Origin of the sequence: Flavobacterium psychrotrophum (genome assembly GCF_003403075.1) — a bacterium.
Lineage (GTDB): Bacteria > Bacteroidota > Bacteroidia > Flavobacteriales > Flavobacteriaceae > Flavobacterium > Flavobacterium psychrotrophum.
In genome coordinates this window covers 1114919-1133108 of sequence record NZ_CP031557.1, presented here as the reverse complement: position 1 = coordinate 1133108, position 18190 = coordinate 1114919, and the positions used below count along the sequence as shown (strand labels likewise).

General features: G+C 40.3%; 13 protein-coding genes. 3 read left to right on the top strand and 10 right to left on the bottom strand.

Annotated elements, in window-relative coordinates; translation table 11 throughout:
- Positions 1–80: 80 nt before the first annotated feature.
- The 3 genes from DYH63_RS04955 to DYH63_RS04945 all read right to left on the bottom strand — a co-directional run bounded on the left by DYH63_RS04955 (position 81) and on the right by DYH63_RS04945 (position 4886).
- Positions 81–2171, bottom strand: coding sequence for a protein-disulfide reductase DsbD family protein (locus DYH63_RS04955; RefSeq protein WP_116787763.1), 2091 nt, complete (start codon positions 2169–2171; stop codon positions 81–83).
- Positions 2171–3484 (bottom strand): tRNA lysidine(34) synthetase TilS, encoded by a 1314-nt coding sequence (gene tilS / locus DYH63_RS04950; RefSeq protein ID WP_116787762.1) that lies wholly within the window; start codon positions 3482–3484, stop codon positions 2171–2173. The genes DYH63_RS04955 and tilS overlap by 1 nt, the downstream gene beginning before the upstream one ends.
- Before the next feature lie 94 nt (positions 3485–3578).
- Positions 3579–4886, bottom strand: a complete 1308-nt coding sequence (locus DYH63_RS04945) for an anthranilate synthase component I family protein (protein ID WP_116787761.1) — start codon at positions 4884–4886, stop codon at positions 3579–3581.
- A gap of 151 nt (positions 4887–5037) precedes the next feature.
- On the opposite strand from DYH63_RS04945, the gene DYH63_RS04940 reads away from it, so the two are divergent.
- Positions 5038–5379 (top strand): PleD family two-component system response regulator, encoded by a 342-nt coding sequence (locus DYH63_RS04940; RefSeq protein WP_116787760.1) that lies wholly within the window; start codon positions 5038–5040, stop codon positions 5377–5379.
- 52 nt (positions 5380–5431) lie between these two features.
- On the opposite strand, the gene DYH63_RS04935 is transcribed toward DYH63_RS04940, so the two are convergent.
- A complete protein-coding gene (locus tag DYH63_RS04935; protein ID WP_116787759.1) occupies positions 5432–6313 on the bottom strand; it encodes a PPK2 family polyphosphate kinase in 882 nt (293 codons plus the stop codon).
- A 206-nt stretch (positions 6314–6519) separates the two neighbouring features.
- On the opposite strand from DYH63_RS04935, the gene DYH63_RS04930 reads away from it, so the two are divergent.
- Entirely contained in the window at positions 6520–7101 is a 582-nt protein-coding gene (locus DYH63_RS04930; protein ID WP_116787758.1) for an HD domain-containing protein, read from the top strand.
- Entirely contained in the window at positions 7101–7970 is an 870-nt protein-coding gene (locus DYH63_RS04925) for a YitT family protein (RefSeq protein WP_116787757.1), read from the top strand. Before DYH63_RS04930 ends, DYH63_RS04925 begins: the two co-directional genes overlap by 1 nt.
- Positions 7971–8075: 105 nt before the next feature.
- Here the strand turns inward: DYH63_RS04925 and DYH63_RS04920 are convergent, their stop codons facing one another.
- The 6 genes from DYH63_RS04920 to DYH63_RS04895 form a co-directional block, all read right to left on the bottom strand.
- The gene (locus DYH63_RS04920) at positions 8076–9119 is read right to left on the bottom strand and encodes an adenylate/guanylate cyclase domain-containing protein (RefSeq protein ID WP_205528279.1); all 1044 of its coding nucleotides are present in this window, start codon (positions 9117–9119) and stop codon (positions 8076–8078) included.
- Positions 9119–9502, bottom strand: coding sequence for a response regulator (locus tag DYH63_RS04915; RefSeq protein ID WP_116787755.1), 384 nt, complete (start codon positions 9500–9502; stop codon positions 9119–9121). Before DYH63_RS04915 ends, DYH63_RS04920 begins: the two co-directional genes overlap by 1 nt.
- A 55-nt stretch (positions 9503–9557) precedes the next feature.
- Entirely contained in the window at positions 9558–11651 is a 2094-nt protein-coding gene (locus DYH63_RS04910) for an ATP-binding protein (protein ID WP_116787754.1), read from the bottom strand.
- Between the two features lie 12 nt (positions 11652–11663).
- Positions 11664–13760, bottom strand: coding sequence for a sensor histidine kinase (locus tag DYH63_RS04905; RefSeq protein ID WP_116787753.1), 2097 nt, complete (start codon positions 13758–13760; stop codon positions 11664–11666).
- Between the two features lie 18 nt (positions 13761–13778).
- A complete protein-coding gene (locus DYH63_RS04900) occupies positions 13779–15923 on the bottom strand; it encodes an ATP-binding protein (RefSeq protein ID WP_205528278.1) in 2145 nt (714 codons plus the stop codon).
- A gap of 184 nt (positions 15924–16107) precedes the next feature.
- The gene (locus DYH63_RS04895; protein WP_116787752.1) at positions 16108–18078 is read right to left on the bottom strand and encodes a sialate O-acetylesterase; all 1971 of its coding nucleotides are present in this window, start codon (positions 18076–18078) and stop codon (positions 16108–16110) included.
- Positions 18079–18190: the final 112 nt, after the last annotated feature.

Here is an 18190-nt window from a genome sequence, read left to right as displayed (position 1 = left end):
ATAAAAAATCCCGAAATACAGTACTGCTGAGTTTATCTAAGCAGTACTGTATTTCGGGATTTTTTAAACTTTAAAACGTATTATTTTTTAAACTTACTTACGCCGTCTTTTAGCCAGGTAAGATATTCTTCAATATCTGGTGTATATCCTACTGGTTCATTAAGGTTTTCCTCAGCCTTATTTACCAGCACATAATACGGCTGCGAATTAGTCTTGTACTTTGTAATCTGGAAGTCACTCCATTTGTTGCCAATCGTTTTAATAAACTTCCCAGTAGACTGAGAAGTATACTGCTCACTTTCCGGCAAATCTTCTTTAAAGTCTACATATAATGATACAAGTACAACATCATTTTTAAGTATCGAAAGTATGCGCTCGTCGCTCCATACATTATCTTCCATCTTGCGGCAGTTAACACAGGCATACCCCGTAAAATCAATCAGCAGTGGCTTATTAACTTTTTTGGCATAAGCCAATGCTTTATCATAATCTTCAAAAGCAGCAATGCCATGAGGCCCATTATGGGAACCTTCCGGCAAGGCAATATTAGAAGCTGTAGAACCACTACTGCTTGCGCCAAAGCCATACGGACTTTCACTATACGTTTGCGATGGTGGGAAACCGCTTATCAGCTTAAGTGGCGCACCCCATAGCCCCGGAATAAGGTATACCGTAAAACTCAAGACTAACAAACCGAGCAATAGCCTGCCTACTGAAATGAATCCTCCGGGAGTATCGTGCGGCAACGTAATTTTACCGAACATATATAGTGCCAATGCACCAAATACGGCAATCCATATAGCCAGAAATGTTTCTCTTTCTATATAATGTAATTGTAGTACAAGATCTGCATTACTTAAAAATTTAAACGCAAGCGCAAGTTCAAGGAAACCCAGGAATACTTTAACCGTGTTAAGCCATCCGCCCGATTTTGGAAGGCTGTTTAACCAGCCCGGGAACATTGCAAAAAGCATAAACGGAAGGGCTAGTGCTAATGAAAAGCCAAACATACCTATTACAGGTGCAAGACCACCTTTAGAAGCCGCTTCTACAAGCAGTGTACCCACGATAGGACCTGTACATGAAAATGAAACTATAGCAAGGGCAAGCGCCATAAAAAGAATACCTACAATACCTCCCCTGTCTGCCTGGCGATCCACTTTGTTAGCCCACGAGTTAGGAAGCATAATTTCGAATGCACCTAAAAATGAACAGGCGAATACAATTAAGAGTACAAAGAATACCAGGTTAAATACTACGTTTGTAGATAACGCATTAAGCGAATCTGCTCCAAAAATCCCGGTAACTAATGACCCCAGTAATACATAAATTACAATTATTGAAACACCGTATGTTATGGCGTTACGTATACCTGCCGCCTTAGATTTACTCTGCTTGGTAAAGAAACTTACCGTCATAGGAATCATAGGGAATACACATGGTGTTAACAATGCTGCAAACCCAGAAAGGAACGCGATAAAGAAAATAGTAAAAAGCCCTTTTTTCTCGTCTGATTTCTTAGGAGTTGTAGTTATTGCAACATCTTTCTTATCTTTAGATGCTGCAACTTTTGCTGTATCTGCAACAGTATCATTAGCATCAGCTATAACAGTAGCTGCTTCTTCGGGTGCTGCCAGTGCAGTAGTTGCAACATCTGGCGTGCTTACCGCCGTAGCTGCCTTTAACGCTATTTTGTCAAACTTGTTTACATCTTTAACCGTTAATGTTGCAAGGTCAAACTGGAAAAGCTTGGTATCCTGAATACAAACTTCTTTACACACCTGGTAATCAAAAGTAACCTGTACTATTTTATTACTTGCAGGTGTAAGCTTTACCGTTTGTTTAAGCTGTGCCTTGTTGCTCCAAAAGGTTTCGGTAACTTCAAACACGTCGTTATAGGCCTGCTCGGTTTTACTCTCTTTGGCTTTGCCAATAAGTTCATAATTACCTTTGTTGTTATTAAAAACAACTGTCATAGGTACTGCACCGTTCTCATCGCTATATTGAGAATACATGTGCCATGATGGCTCTATGGTAGCATCAAACGTAAGTAAAAATTCGGTATCCGATTTTTTTTCAGCTTTTGCAGTCCACTTTACAGGCTGCTTTACCTGTGCATTTGCGGCAAAGAATGCCGAAATGAAAAACAATATAAAAGCAAGTTTTTTCATTATTGTAAAACCTCTATTTTTAAAATTTGTGTTGTTTGTGTATCAGCGTTAAAACGGTTATCGGCACGATGGCCAACAATCCATATTACTTCATTTTCAGAACATAAAAGCCAGGTATCTTCCTTTTGTGAAAGTGAAAATTTCTCATCTTTAAAAAACTTTGAAACCTTCTTTTTCTGCCCGTTCATTCCCAGTGGGTAAAAATAATCACCCTCCTGCCATTTACGGACAAATAACGGGAATTTTATTAATTCATTATTAACAAAAATTATGTTTTTTGTAGCATTTTGCTCTTTATTTGCTATTATTTCGAACCTTAACTCTATAGGAACAGTAGTTTTATCAATGTTATTTGCAATTTCGTAAATCCTGTCCTGCGCCTCTTTAAACGGTTCTACGATCAGGCTGTCGCGGTCTTTTAACAACCTATAGTTTTGAGAAAGTATAAATTTACCCGGCTGCGCACTAACCAAATCATAAATATCATCCCAGGCGGTAAACCCAAGCGGACTAAGCCATTGGTACAAATAAGCCTGATAGTTTGGCAAACGTATAAGTTGCGGGATGCTGATTATCTTTTTATCTTCCATATCTGTAACCACCTCCCGGTATACCAAAACCGAGGCATCTTCTGTAAGCGAATGTGCCTGTTGCAGATTAGTAAGGGTCTGAACAAACGAATCTGCAAAAGACGGATTGAGTTCTTTAAGAATGGGCACTATAGTATGGCGCAGCTTGTTGCGCAGGTATTTATCAGATGCATTGCTGCTGTCTTCACGCCAGGCAATGTTGTTCGCTTTGGCGTATGCCTCAATATCGTTTCGGGTAAACGGCAGCAACGGACGTACAATATTTCCGTTTTGTTGTGGTATGCCCAGCAGCCCATCAAGCCCGGTACCCCGCGTAAAATTTATAAGAAATGTTTCGACCGAATCGTCTAAGTGATGTGCCGTAAGCAGGTAGTCAAGGTTATTGTCCCTAATTAGTTCTTCAAACCAGGCATAGCGCAGCTGCCTTGCTGCCACCTGTATAGATACTTTAGCATCATGAGCCAAAGCCTTAGTATCAAAATGGGTTACAAAAATTGGGATATTATTTTCAGCTGCATAATTACGCACAAACTGTTCATCGCCATCGCTCTCGTCTCCCCTTAGCCCAAAGTTGCAGTGTGCTATAAATATGTTATAACCCAACGCTTTAAAAAGGTGTACCAAAACAACACTGTCTACACCGCCGCTGGTAGCGAGGAGTAATTTTTTATCTTTTAAGAAAGATAATTGAGTAGTCAGGTGGGTTTGCAGTTTAGACAACATACTATTAGAAAAAGGCATTAGGCAAAAGTACGCAATAAACTTTATTATAAAGGTAAGTTACTGACGTGTGTAATTCGTCATCCCATATCCCTTCCTATCCTCCCAGCACCGTACGCATAGCCCTTGCCTTTAATAGGCATTCTTCGTATTCTTTCTCAGGGATGGCGTCGGCCGTAATGGCACTACCTACTGAAAAAGATACATATTGCTTATCTGCATTATAAAGTATGCTGCGTATAACCACGTTAAAATCAAAATCGGCATCGGGTGTAAAGTACCCTACGGCACCACTATAAAGCCCGCGCTTGGTTACTTCAAGGTTTTCAATAATCTGCATGGCCGATATTTTAGGAGCCCCCGTCATGCTGCCCATAGGGAAGGTAGTTCTTAGAACCTCCTCTGGCATAACAGTACTATCAATGTGCGATGTAACGGTAGATATCAAATGATGCACCTGCTTAAAGCTGTAAGCTTCGCAAAGTTCTTCCACTTTAACCGAACCCTTTTCTGCCGTATGGCTCAAATCATTACGCACCAGGTCTACGATCATTATGTTTTCGGCACGTTCTTTTTCGTTTTGGGTAAGCGCGGTTTTCAGGGCTTCATCTTCGGTAGCATCAGTACTGCGGGGGGCAGTACCTTTAATGGGTTGCGTAATAATTTTGCTTCCCTCCTTCTTAAGATAACGTTCTGGCGAAGCCGACAGTAAATACTGCTTATGGTTTTTAAGATACACTGCAAAGGGCGGTTCTGATATGGCATTTAACTGATGGTACGTACTTAGCGGATTTATTACGGCATCTTCAGCATAAAATTCCATACAAAAATTAGCCTCATAAATATCGCCACGGTAAATATGCTGCAACATCTGCCCGGCTTTATCAAGATAGCTTTCTTTAGATATGCGCTGCTGTATAGTTATCGGTTCCTTGTTATCAATCCCCAATTCTAAATTCTCAATTCTCAATTCAGAATTTAGAATTTCGTCAAGGTCGCTCTCCATTTCGTCATCGCACAATGCCAGGTAGTGCAGCTCAACTGTATTACCTTTTAAAAGGAACAGCTTTTGGGGCTGGAAGAAAAACAGGTCGGCAAAACCAAGGCCGTCAAAATTACGCGAGGTTAAATCTTCGGTATCATTTTTAAGGTCGTAAGACAGGTAACCAAACAACCAGTCTTGCGTAGTCCTGCGATAAACAGCCAGGTCTTCAAACGCATTATAATGATCTGTAATTACAGATGTAAACGCATCTACAGCCAGTATGGCATCATAGCTGCCGTATTTTTGATGGTAGTTATTACTGTCTAAAAAAACAACTTCCCTGTATTGCTGCGCCCAGGCGAGTGCTTGTTGTTTAAAACCCTCAGGGTTTTGAATATGGGCAGAAAAAGTAGTCCTCACTAAAAAAAGCTATTATCAGTCAAAGATACAAATCATTTATACATTGAAGTGTTTTAAACTTTATTTACCAGATGCTCCGTTTTAAAAAGCCTGTGCCGTATAATGGCTGCTACGGTTTTTTTTATAACTTTATACTACCAATGTTTTATAGATGAAACTCTTTATAATAGACTGGTGTGCCGACAGCACCTCGTCTCTGCTTTTAAAGACCTGTAACGGTACTCCACACAACGTTATAGGTTTTGAACTTAAAGATGGTGGCGAAGCCTACCGTAAAACGGGTATAGAAAAACCCGACGCCATACTTATAAACTATGGGGTAAAGCCGCTGCATGGCCGCACTACGGCTGCAAGCATACGTAACCGAAAGGCTACATCGCAAATTCCCATTTACTTTATTAACGGCGAAGAAGAAGATAACGAAAAAGCTGCTAACCTGGGCCTTTGCCTGAGTAATGAAGAATTAATAGATTTACTGGATACCAATCCTTAAAATTATAGGTTTATGCTCTTAAAAACAAAAGCATAGGATAGACACAAAACGCCTAATCTTTCTCACTTTCCAGTTTGCGTTTGTAGGCGTTTATATGTTCTAAAACTTCCTCATTAACCTCCGGTTCATGAAAGTTATATTTTTCAAGTTCCTTTAAAATAGTTTTGGCTACAAGCAATCGTGCGAGTTTTTTATCATCGGCCGGTATGGCATACCAGGGCGCATGGGGGCGGCTGGTATTGTTTATAGCTTCTTCATAATATTGTTGGTACTCATCCCACAGTTGGCGCTCATCAAGATCGGCCGGGCTAAACTTCCAGTTATGGCTTTTAAGTTCCAGCCTTCGCAACAGGCGCTGGCGTTGCTCCTCTTTACTAATATGCAAAAAGAATTTAAGCACTATAGTGCCGTTTAATACCAGGTGCTTCTCAAAATTATTGATTTGCTCGTAACGCTGTTTCCAAAAATTAGCAGGCACGTCTTTTACATCTTCTATGCTCGGCAGGTTCTCCTTTAATAAATATTCCGGGTGCACACGGGTAACCAGTACATTTTCATAATGCGACCTGTTAAACACGGCAAACTTACCCTTATCGGGCAGCGCAATATAATGACGCCACAGGTAATCGTGCTTTAGTTCGGCGCTGTTTGGCTGCTTAAAACTATACACCACTACCCCACGGGCGTTAAAATTTTTAAACACCTGTTTTATAAGGCTGTCCTTGCCACTGGTATCCATACCCTGCAATACTATCAGCACGCTGTATCGGTTGTTAGCATACATCTTGTCCTGCAACTCCCCCAACTTTTTGCTTACTTCGTGTAGCGCTTCTTTTTTTTCATCGTCAGATGCTTTTAGCTTTACAACAGTAGGAGCTTCAGCAATTAAAAATGGTGGGGTAACTATATAGTTTTCCGGGTGGATGTTTTTCATGGTATGTGTTTATATAAAGATAACGAATTAGCAATACGAAGGCTTTATAAGAAAGCATAAGGTTTTGCAAAAAAGCAATTACAATTTTTAGCAAATTTGTTATTTAGATGTAAACCTTTCTGCAATTTTATACAAAGCCCCCTATCCTTTTAATAACCATTTTGGCAGCCGTATTTTTTTTGTATTTTAGCCGCCAATAAAAGGATATGCTTCAAAAACCCGAATCAGAATTTATACTTGCCAGGCTAAAAAATGATTTAGCCCCGCACTTGTATTATCACTCTGTAAACCATACACTCGATGTTTATGAAAGGGCTGCAGATCTTGCCAAAATTGAAGGTATTCCTGACAATGAAGCTGCACTACTGTTAACCGCGGCATTATACCACGATTCCGGTTACCTTTACCAAAGCGCCGGGCATGAGGAAATATCGTGTGAAATAGCACAACAAACACTACCGGAATTTGGCTATAGCCAAAATGATATTGAAAAAATATGCGAAATAATAACCGCTACAAGGCTGCCACAAACTCCGGCTGATAAACTGGGCGAAATAATAAGTGATGCCGACCTGGATTACCTGGGGCGGGATGACTTTTTTGAACTGGGCGATAAATTATACCTCGAAATGTGCGCCGGCGGTAATATACTAACCCGCAGCGAATGGAACGACCAGCAAATAGCATTCTTAAAAGCACATACTTACTTTACCAAAACAGCACAGCAGCTGCGCAACCAAAAAAAACAAGAAAACCTAAACCAACTGTTATCTAAAACTGTACTATAATGAAAGATATTTTTGCTAAACATAATATTACCGACGTATTTTACGCGGCTGCCGGAATACTATTTTGTGGTTTTGCGTTGAAAGGTTTTTTAATACCTAACCACTTTTTTGATGGTGGTATTACAGGCTTATCGCTTTTAGTACACGAACTCTACCACTGGAATATAGGCTATGTAATTGTAGCAGCAAATATTCCGCTTATATTAATGGCAGCTTTTCAGGTAAACAGGGGTTTTGCATTAAAAACATTATTTGCCATTACCGGCCTGGGGCTTTGCCTGCTGTTTATACCTTATCCTCAAATAACGTCAGATAAGCTACTTGTCTCAATATTTGGCGGTGCATTTATGGGTATTGGTATAGGCCTTGCCATGCGTGGCGGTTACGCCTTAGATGGTGTAGAGGTACTGGCACTATATACAGGAAAACGCGTAAGTTTTACCATCAGCGAAATAATACTGGGCATAAATATTATTATTTTCCTTATTGCGGCTGTAAAACTCGGGCTACCTACTGCATTATACTCAATACTAACCTATTACAGCGCATCGCGAACCATAAATTTTGTGGTAGAAGGTATAGAAGAGTTTAACGGAGTTACTATAATATCAGGCCAGAGCGAGTTGATAAAAGAAGCGCTTGTAATGAGCCTTGGTAAAGGTATTACCGTATATAAAGGAGAGCGCGGATTTTTAAAAGACAGTTATAACATTAGCCAGCCATGCGATATTGTATTTACCGTAGTAACCAGGCTGGAACTGCGCAGGCTTAAAAACATTGTACACGATATTGACCCTAAGGCATTTGTGTTTACCAATGTTATTAAAGAAACTGCCGGTGGTGTGCTTAGCCGCCAGGCAAGGCACTAAGCCTTTAAAGTAAAAACATCATTTAATTTTATTGAAATAAGCCACGAATTTCCCGAAGTTTTATTCCGGAAGTTCGTGGCTTATTTTTATGGCCTGGCCTATTTACTATTCCTTAACTTCGTAAGTAACTACAGGTTTTGCTTTGTTTTTAAGGGTAAATTCGCCCACATATTCACAACTAAAAGATTCCTTTGCTTTTTGGTAGGTTTCTTCACTTATCAATATCTGTCCGGCTTTTGCTGCCGATTGCAGGCGTTGTGCCACATTTACAGAGTCGCCTATCACGGTATAATCCAGTCGCTTAAGCGATGCCGAACCTATATTGCCCGATACCATTTCGCCGGAGTTAATACCTATTGATATTTCGGGCTTAAACCTTATCTCGCCCTCCACTATTTCGTCGAGCTTTGCAATTTCTTCTTTTATAGAGAGTGCAGCGTCTATCGCCCTGTCCATATGGTACTCACCACGGAAAACAGCCATAACCGCATCGCCCATAAATTTATCTACGTGTCCGTTTTGTGCTATTATACCGGCTACAATTTTGTCAAACAAGCCATTAAGCACACTTACCACCGTATTTGCAGGAATACGCTCTGTAATAGATGTAAAACCACACACGTCTATAAACAACACTGTAGCTTCCAGCAGCTCATTTTTAAGCAGGCTGGTTTCAAACTCTTTGTGTGTCATAAAATTAAGCACGTTTTCATCTACATACATTTTAAGTATGTTGTTTTCTTTTATGGCTTTAAGTGTTTCCTGTAACTGCTGTACATATACAATGGTTTTTTCTATAGTAAGATCCAGGTCTTCAAAATCTACCGGCTTACACACAAAATCAAAAGCCCCCTTGTTCATGGCCATGCGAATATTCTGCATATCGCCATAGGCAGATACAACCACCGCTTTTAGCGTAGGGTTAGCCTCGGGCAAATGCGTTAAAAGCGTAAGCCCATCCATTACCGGCATATTAATATCGCTTAATACCAAATCGAGGTCAGGATGCTCTTTTACTTTTTCAAGCGCTTCCTGCCCATTTTGTGCAAAAACAAATTCGTATATATTTTCCCTGATCTTTTTACGGAACTTCTGTTTCACCAGGACTTCTAAATCCGGTTCATCATCTACCACCAGTATCTTCGACATTATTCTGTAATTTGTTTAAGTTTTTCTTTTAATAAATTAAAATCAAGCGGCTTGGTCAAAAAGTCGTTTGCACCATTGTCCATTGCCTGCCTGTGGTTTTCTTCATCTCCATAAGCCGTTACCATCATTACTATAGGAGGTGGCACACTATACTCATGCCTAATTTTAGACAACAGTTCTATACCACTCATGCCGGGCATATTTATATCAGATAATATAAGTACGACTTCAGAATGATGCCCTGTAAGATACTGTAATGCTTCTTCGCCCGAAAGGGCAAAATCAAAACTGATCTCGTCATTTTTTATCTCTTTCCTGAAACGTTGCAGGAAAAGCGGCTGTACATCAGCCTCATCGTCTACCACTAATATTTTTATCGACATTGTATTAAGATTGTTGGAAATGGTTTGCTAATATAGTTAAAATGCGCAGAAGATGTTATAGCGGGAGCGTAATTATAAAGGCGCTTCCCTCGCCCTCTTTGCTCTCAATGTTTATGCCTCCTGCATGGCCTTTTACCACAATATCATAACTTAAAGAAAGCCCCAGCCCGGTACCCTCTCCGGTAGGTTTTGTGGTAAAGAACGGTTGCAATATCTTGTCTTTAATGGCATCGGGTATACCGGTACCATTATCTTTAACCGTAATTTCTATGGCATTACCCACCTGTTTTGTACTTACTGTAACCAGGGGCTTATAATTTGTAAGCTGCGACTGCTTTGCTTTTTCCTGCGTAGCATAAAAGGCATTGGTAAACAGGTTAAGCAATACCCTGCCCACATCCTGGGCTATAATGTTTATTTTTGGCAACCCATCTGCAAAGTTTGTAACCAGGTCTGCATTAAAAGATTTGTCCTTTGCCCGCAGCCCATGATAGGCAAGGCGGAGGTACTCGTCTGCCAGGGTATTAACACCTGTAGCTTCTTTTTGTCCTGAAGAGGTGCGGCTGTGCTGTAGCATCCCTTTAACAATACCATCGGCACGGCGGCCGTGATGGGCTATTTTTTCAAGGTTCTGAATCACATCATCGGCAATAGCATTTACTTCATCAATATCACCTTTTTGCGCTTCTTCTTTAAGTTCCTGCAATAACTCTGCGCTTACCTCGCTAAAATTGTTTACAAAGTTGAGCGGGTTTTGTATTTCATGGGCAATGCCTGCGGTAAGTTCTCCCAGGCTTGCCATTTTTTCTGACTGGATAAGCTGGTTTTGTGTTTGCTTAAGGTCTTCGAGCGATTGTTTCAACTCGGTAGTGCGAGCTGCTACCTGTTGTTCCAGCAACTCATTTTGCTGGGCTATCATGCGGCTGCGCTCTTCTTCTTTTTCCAGCGCTATACGCGCATTTTCAATCTGCAGGTTTCTAAATTTTTCAAACATTCCCCATGATAGCACTACAATAGTCCATATACCTCCGCCATATACCACCCATTCTATATCTGTAAATACAGATAGTATAAGGCTAACCAAAAATGGCAATGCAGCAATTACAAAAAGGCGTGCTTCCCTGTTTTTTTTACGCAGAAAGTATACTAGCATAATAATTGTTCCGCCAATGAGGGTAAAGAAGATAACAACGGCGGCCAGAGTTATGTAGACTACAGGAACAGTACCTGTGGTTTTTTGATAGATTAGTGACAATATGCCTAAACCAATAATGATGATGGGAGACCATACAAGTAGTTTGTCCCATCTTGGATAATGCTGCTTTACATTGAAAAAGAACCTTGCAGTATATATCATTAAAAAGATGAGGGTAAGTATTAAGAATGCCTGAATTTTTTCTGCCACCGCAGGATAGTCTCTTAAAAACTCCATCGATATAACATCTATAGCAGCATATAGCGCTGCAAATAGAAGTGTTATTGAGTATAAAAGATATACCCGCTGCCTGTTAATATAATAAAACAGCATATTAAAAATTACCGCAAAAAATATAAACCCAAAGAATGCGGCTGCAATAGCATCATTAAAGGTAAACAGAGGCGTATTATGAAAAGCCTGTTCGACAAACCTGTTGTAGTTTCCCGGCTTTGGATACAAAGAATCAACATACCCTATATTTTTTAGATAGACATATACCTCAATCTCTGTATTAGCAGGCACGGTATATACCATTTCTAAAAAAAACTTTAATCCGTTGCGGTTTTTCCATGGCACCATATATCCGTGGTCAAATCGTTCTCGTTTAGGGCCTATAAAAAATGTAACATCATTTTCCTTTGCCTGTAATAATATGGTTAAAGGGTATGTATTAGAATTATGCAGCTTATAACGAACCCAAACATTTTGTTTCTCAGTAAAGGCCGGACTGTTCTTAATATCAAGGTTTTTAAAGCGCTTTTGGAATTCAGGCGTAAGTACCGCTTTAAGCGTTATACTGTCGTTACCCATTTCGAGGTATTGCCAATAGGCAACATCCATCTTTTTATAACTTACAGAGTCTGCCGATACGGTAAAGGCTTGAGGCCAGTTGCTCTGCGCAGTAGCTGGTAAAATAAACAGTAACAATAAAAACAGTAAAAATCTCTTCATGCGCTAATATGCCTAAACCGGCAGTGTAATTATAAATTCTGTGCCTTCGCCTTCAACACTGTTAATGTTTATGTTTCCGCCGTGTGCCTTAACTATTATATCATAACTTAAAGACAGCCCAAGGCCTGTACCCTGCCCGGTGGGCTTAGTAGTAAAAAACGGTTGCATTATCTTATCCTTAATTTCATCAGGAATACCGGTACCGTTATCTTTAACGGTAATCTCTATTGTATTACCCACCTGCTTGGTACTTACTGTAACAACAGGCTTGTAATTTACAGATTGAGATTGTTTACCTTTTTCCTGCATGGCATAAAAAGCATTTGTAAACATATTAAGCAGCACCCGGCCCACATCCTGCGGCACTATGCGGGGCTGCGGAAGGTTATCGGTAAAGTTTGTTACAAGATCAGCATTAAACGATTTATCCTTGGCTCGCAGGCCATGGTAAGCCAGTCGTAAGTACTCATCGGTAAGTTTGTTAATATCGGCAGCTTCCTTATTACCAGAGCTGGCACGGCTATGCTGAAGCATGCCTTTTACAATACCATCGGCACGGCGGCCATGGTGGGCTATTTTTTCAAGGTTTTGCTTAATATCTCCTGCTATGGCTTTTGCTTCTTCGGTATCGCCTTTGTCCAGCTCCTCACCCATTTCATCAAGCAGTTCAATACTTACATCGCTAAAGTTATTTACAAAGTTTAGCGGGTTTTGTATCTCGTGGGCTATACCGGCAGTAAGTTCTCCAAGGCTTGCCATTTTTTCTGACTGAATAAGCTGGTTCTGGGTTTGCTTAAGGTCTTCAAGTGATTGCTGTAAAGCGGCAGTGCGCACTTCTACAAGTATTTCGAGTTCCTCTTTTTGGGCTGCTACAAGGCGGTTACGCTCTTCTTCACGTTCAAGCGCGGCACGTGCATTTTCTTCGTGCAGTCTTTTATAACGGGCAAACATTCCCCACGACAGGGCAAGTATTGTCCAGACACCACACATAGTGTACACCCATTGCGACGGTATAATGGCGTTTAATATCGGGCTTACTAAAAACGGAAGGGCAGCCGTTACAAACAGTCGGGCTTCTTTATCTTTTTTCTTTAGTAACGAAATAAGCATTACTATAAGTGCTACTATAAATGCAAAACCTGCAAGCCCTACAAGTGTAGCTACTACTATAAGAAATATAAACCATTTATTTATAAGCCCCATATAAACAAAAACACCTGCAAACCCCACAAATATTGAGTAGTACCTAAGGAACATATCCCAACCCTTAAAATGTACATTTACCCTGAAAAAGAAGCGGGTAGTATTAAGAAGCATAATAATAAATCCGGTAACGGTAAAGACCATGAAAAATGTATACAGCTGCCTGTACTCATTAAACCATAATGATGATAAAACTTCTTTACCTAAAAGCAATGCCGAAAAAAGCAACAACAACGAAAACACAAAATATACCTTTTCTCTGTTTACATAATAAAAGAACAGATTAAAGATCATGGCAAAAATGATAAACCCAAAAAACCCAAAGGAGATAACATCATCCCGCTGGTACAGTTCGGCTTTAAGATAGTGTTCTTCAATAACCTTAAAGTAATTTCCTATAGAAGGCTGAATATCATTGAACGCTGTTATCTGCCCCATATCGATATAAACAAATACTTCCTGACCGGGTGCCAGTTCAAACGGAACTTCTGAAATGTCTTTTATACCACTTCTTTCACTCCAGGGTACCATATCACCGGCCACATAGTGTATCCATTTATTACCTTCGGCCTTTACATAAAAGTCCTGTCTGCCCTTATTTGCAGAAAATGTAAACAATACATTTTTTGTGTCTGTATTTTTTATCTTGTACCGTACCCACGAATAACATTTAAAAAATTCTCTGCGGGAACTTTTAGCCTTGGCAAACATTGTGTCATATTTGGTGCTTGCTACCTGCTTTAGCGTAATATGCTCCTCATATGTATTAAGGCGTTGCCAGTTATCATCGGGAATATCTACATATTTCGCCGAATCAGACTGAACAATGTAAGCCTCCGGCCATCGCTGTTGTGCCGCAACAGAAATAAAGCTTAAAAGGAATAAAAGAAATGCAATTTTTTTCATTGGTCCTGTTTTCTGGTTTTATAATGGTAGTTTGATTGTAAATGTAGTAAAGTTCCCTTCTTCAGACAAAATATCTATGGTACCGCCATGCCCCTTAACCACAATATCATAGCTAAGGCTCAAGCCCAGGCCGGTACCCTGACCCGTGGGTTTAGTAGTAAAAAACGGCTGAAGTATCTTATCTTTTATAGCATCGGGTATACCGGTTCCGTTGTCTGTTACTGTAATTTCGACTGTATTACCTACCTGTTTTGTACTTACTGTAATCACAGGCTTGTAGTTTGCTAACTGTGGCTGGCTGCTGTTTACTGTATGAAGTTTAGTTTTTTGCTGTGTTGCATAAAAGGCATTGGTAAAAAGGTTGAGCAATACCCTGCCCATATCCTGCGGAATTACATTGGCTTTTGCCAGGCTGCTGCCAAAATCAGTAACCAGTTCGGCATTAAAGCTCTTATCTTTTGCACGCAGTCCGTGGTATGCAAGGCGAAGGTATTCATCTGCCAGGGCATTAATATCTGTTGGCTCTTTAACCCCCGATGATGTGCGGCTGTGTTGCAACATCCCTTTTACAATACCATCTGCACGGCGGCCGTGGTGGGCTATTTTTTCAAGATTCTGCATTACGTCATCTGCTATGACATTCACTTCATTAGTATCGCCCTTTTCAACTTCTTCTTTAAGCTCCTGTAAAAGCTCTATACTCACATCGCTAAAGTTGTTTACAAAGTTTAAAGGGTTTTGTATCTCGTGGGCAATACCGGCTGTAAGCTCTCCAAGGCTTGCCATTTTTTCTGACTGTATAAGCTGGTTTTGGGTAAGCTTTAGTTCTGCAAGCGAATTTTCAAGGGCGGCTGTACGCTGTGCCACCTGCTGCTCTAAAAGTATATTTTGCTTTGCAATAAGTTCATTTCGTTCTTCCTCTTTTTCTCTTGCCAGTCGTTCTTTATCCAGGGCATGTTTAGCATTTTGTACCTGTAAATACCTATACCTGTTAAACAAAGACCACGATATGGTAACCACTGCCCAAACAATTGAAAAGCTTATAAAATATTCGTTAGGGTCTACGCCAATATCTGTAAACAGAAAAAATGTAAATATTAAAATAAACGGAAATATAGCCAGCGCAACCAATTTTGCCGCTGAACGTTTTTGGAAAAGGTCAGCTATTATTATCCCGAAAAGGAGTAACAAAAGAAAAATACGAATTACAAATACAGTACTGACAATAAAGTTAATATCATAAAAAAAGTTTCGGTACAGGCTTGCCAGTAAAAAAACGGTGGCTCCGGCAACGGCAACCTTATATATTTTAGGGTAATGTTTTTTTGTCCTTAAGATCATGAGCAGCGTATAAACAAACAAATAAAACAAAAACGTTCTGTTTATAAACCCGGTAATAAGCGGAACTACAGTATTTTCTTTAAAAAAGAAATCTCTCAGCGGAATATGCAGATAAGCAATAAACATGGCAAAAAGCAACAGTGAGTGCATAAGATATAACCGCTCTCTTACCACCGTATAAAAAAAGATATTAAACACAAAGGCAAGAAAAAATATGCCTGCCATAATAGAGGCTGTAATTATGGGTAAAACATATGCTTCATTATTATCGTGAGCATTTTCCAGTACATTTTTTTCGATACCAACAGATATTTTAAGCCCCATGGGACTAAAGCCATTATAGTCGCGCTCATAAACCATAACTTCAACATCTTTTGGTATGGTAAAACGCACTTCGCGCATTCTTTTATAACCATCTCTTTTACTGTAAGGGACAGCTGTTCCTGTTATATAGTGGTTCCATTTTGCTCCATCGTTGCTAACATATATATCTGCCTGCCTGATACCTTGGGGTATAGTAATGCCCAGGGGTGATCCTGTTTTATTTTTGATTTTGTAGCGAACCCATAGCACAGTACCGCCTAAAAAGGTAGAATCTTTTATCGGGACAAAATTAACTTCGTTTACAGGCTTCTGTACCTCTGCGAGAGTTAGCGGCTTTCCTTGTTTTTCAACAAAATATTGTGCCTTTTCAGGAGACAGATTAATATACGTTGCCGTATCTGATTTTATTTCAAGCACCTCCGGAAAGCTGCCTTTTTGTGCGTTGCCGTTAAAAAATGACAATAATAGCAGTATGTATAATAATCTGTAAATGTTCATAAAACGTTGATTGGTTATGTCGCCCTGTACTTGGCATCCGGCAAAAATTTAAGATATACAAGTATGCCAAGATAGTAATAATTTGTTAATTTTTTAACAAGCAAGATTTGGCATCTTATCATGCGGATAGTTGTGGTTTTAAACAAAAAATGCCGGTATTAAACCGGCATCCCCTTAAAAAATATTATTTGTTATTATCCGTAAGTCCCGGCCAGGCATCTGTGCGGAACGATGATGCAGGCAGTCCTGACTGATTAACCAGATTGCCCTGTGGGTTGTCTGCCCAGTTGTAGCGCACTGCTTCGGGATTTGGCACAAGTGATGATGATACCACGATGTGGTTGCCCTCTATTTTAGCATCTGCCCAATGAAATACCTTATCTGCTCCGGCTATTTCAAATCCTTTTAAGTTGCCGCCTTTAGCGGTTATGCCTTTGGTATGTAAAAAGTCAATGCTTATGGTTTTACCTTCTTTTTTAAACGACTTGTACAAAGGTCCTGAATAAGCCACTTTGGTACCATACGTTTGCGCAAGCGCTATAAGGGCAAGACGCTCGCCTACTTCCTGCTTGTTTTTTGGGTGAATGTCGTTAGCATCTCCAATGTCAGTAATAACGGCCATACCGGTAAACGGCAGGTTAAGCGTTTTATACTGCGCCTCTCTTAGTTCTGCCCAGTCAGACGGTGCCGGCTGGTCTTTTACCTGCTTGTAATTTGCAAGCTGCACAAAGTAGAACGGCAGCTTCTCATTACCAAACTGCTTGCGCCAGTCGTTTATCATGATAGGGAAAAGCCTTTGATATTGTTTAGCCCTCTCTGCATTGCTTTCGCCCTGGTACCATATAGCTCCCGCTATTTTATACTTCTGTATTGGGTAGATCATGGCATTATATAGCACTGTTGGCCTGTTTGGCCCCTGCGGAAGCCTTGGAGTAGCCGGCAGGTCTTTATTAGAAACACCCACTTTATATTTCCAGTTGCCTACAAGCGAAATATCGTCTTTACCACCAAAGCTTATTTTAATGTCGTCCGGCCCATAGATACCACCATCGCCGCCGCTGTCAAACACGTGTACGGTAACAACATTCTTACCCGCCTTTAATACCGATGCCGGAACTTTATACGTCCTCTTAAGGTTATATCCCTTTGTTTCTCCAATTTTTACTCCGTTTACCCATACAATGTCGTCATCGTCTACAGACAGTTCAAGAGTACCATCCTGTTTTTTAGCTTTGTCTAATGTAAACGTTTTGCGGTACCATACCGTACCGTCAAAACCGGGCAATACATTCTTTTCATAAAAAGAAGGCACCGGTACTTCTCCCCACGCGGCATCGTTATATGCAGTATCTGCCCATAAGGCTTTATTGTCTTTCATGCCTTCTTCCTTAGCAGCGAGCGCAGCATTCCACTGGGATAACTGGGCATTGTACTTTACCTCCATAGCCTTTTTGGCATCGGCATCTTTAAGTACCTCAAGGTCTTCGGTAAAATCTTTTATTTTACTTAGTGCCTCTGCACTAATCCATGCTTCTATAACCGTACCGCCCCAGCTGCTGTGTATCAATCCTATGGGAATATGTTTTTCTTTGTATATTTTTCGGGCAAAAAAGTAAGCCGTACTGCTAAAATCGGCTATGGTTGCAGGGCTGCATACCTGCCATCCGCCGTGTTGCAATGCTATGGCTTCCTGTGGCTTTTCGTTATTTACGTGTTCTGCCTGCAATAGGCGTATTTGCGGATAATCGGCATTTTTAATTTCCTGGGCATAGTTATTTATCTTACCCCAGCCCTCTAATGGCATCTCCATATTACTTTGACCAGAACACAGCCACACCTCGCCAATAAGTATATTTTTGAGTACGGTTTTAGTACCGTCGTCAATAGTTATGGTATAGGGTCCGCCGTAAACAGGCGTACTTAAAAGCACTTCCCATTTGCCCGAAGCCGTAGTGGCCTTATATTCTTTCTTATCCCATGAGGTAGTAACTTTTACTGAGCCTGCTGTACTCGTGCCAAAAAACGGTACCGTGGCTTTTTGCTGCAATACCATATTATCGGTAAAAAAAGTAGGCAGCGTTACTTTGGCATACGCCGAAGATATGCCCACAGAAAGGCACAGCGCCACCAGGGCATTTTTAAAATTTAATTTCATTGTTGTGTGAGGTTTTGATTTTAAGCTATTATGTGTGGCTACTAAAGTATGAACTTACATCGATTTCGCCAAACAATTTTAAAACAGCTTAATTCAAATCTAACAGTTGTTT

What these genes read in the sequence shown, in the direction of transcription:
- DYH63_RS04915 (WP_116787755.1), bottom strand. Translation starts at nt 9,502, where the DNA reads ATGTCGATAAAAATATTAGTGGTAGACGATGAGGCTGATGTACAGCCG.
- tilS (WP_116787762.1), bottom strand. Translation starts at nt 3,484, where the DNA reads ATGTTGTCTAAACTGCAAACCCACCTGACTACTCAATTATCTTTCTTA.
- DYH63_RS04920 (WP_205528279.1), bottom strand. Translation starts at nt 9,119, where the DNA reads ATGTCGAAGATACTGGTGGTAGATGATGAACCGGATTTAGAAGTCCTG.
- DYH63_RS04910 (WP_116787754.1), bottom strand. Translation starts at nt 11,651, where the DNA reads ATGAAGAGATTTTTACTGTTTTTATTGTTACTGTTTATTTTACCAGCT.
- DYH63_RS04900 (WP_205528278.1), bottom strand. Translation starts at nt 15,923, where the DNA reads ATGAACATTTACAGATTATTATACATACTGCTATTATTGTCATTTTTT.
- DYH63_RS04940 (WP_116787760.1), top strand. Translation starts at nt 5,038, where the DNA reads ATGAAACTCTTTATAATAGACTGGTGTGCCGACAGCACCTCGTCTCTG.
- DYH63_RS04895 (WP_116787752.1), bottom strand. Translation starts at nt 18,078, where the DNA reads ATGAAATTAAATTTTAAAAATGCCCTGGTGGCGCTGTGCCTTTCTGTG.
- DYH63_RS04905 (WP_116787753.1), bottom strand. Translation starts at nt 13,760, where the DNA reads ATGAAAAAAATTGCATTTCTTTTATTCCTTTTAAGCTTTATTTCTGTT.
- DYH63_RS04930 (WP_116787758.1), top strand. Translation starts at nt 6,520, where the DNA reads ATGCTTCAAAAACCCGAATCAGAATTTATACTTGCCAGGCTAAAAAAT.
- DYH63_RS04955 (WP_116787763.1), bottom strand. Translation starts at nt 2,171, where the DNA reads ATGAAAAAACTTGCTTTTATATTGTTTTTCATTTCGGCATTCTTTGCC.
- DYH63_RS04935 (WP_116787759.1), bottom strand. Translation starts at nt 6,313, where the DNA reads ATGAAAAACATCCACCCGGAAAACTATATAGTTACCCCACCATTTTTA.
- DYH63_RS04925 (WP_116787757.1), top strand. Translation starts at nt 7,101, where the DNA reads ATGAAAGATATTTTTGCTAAACATAATATTACCGACGTATTTTACGCG.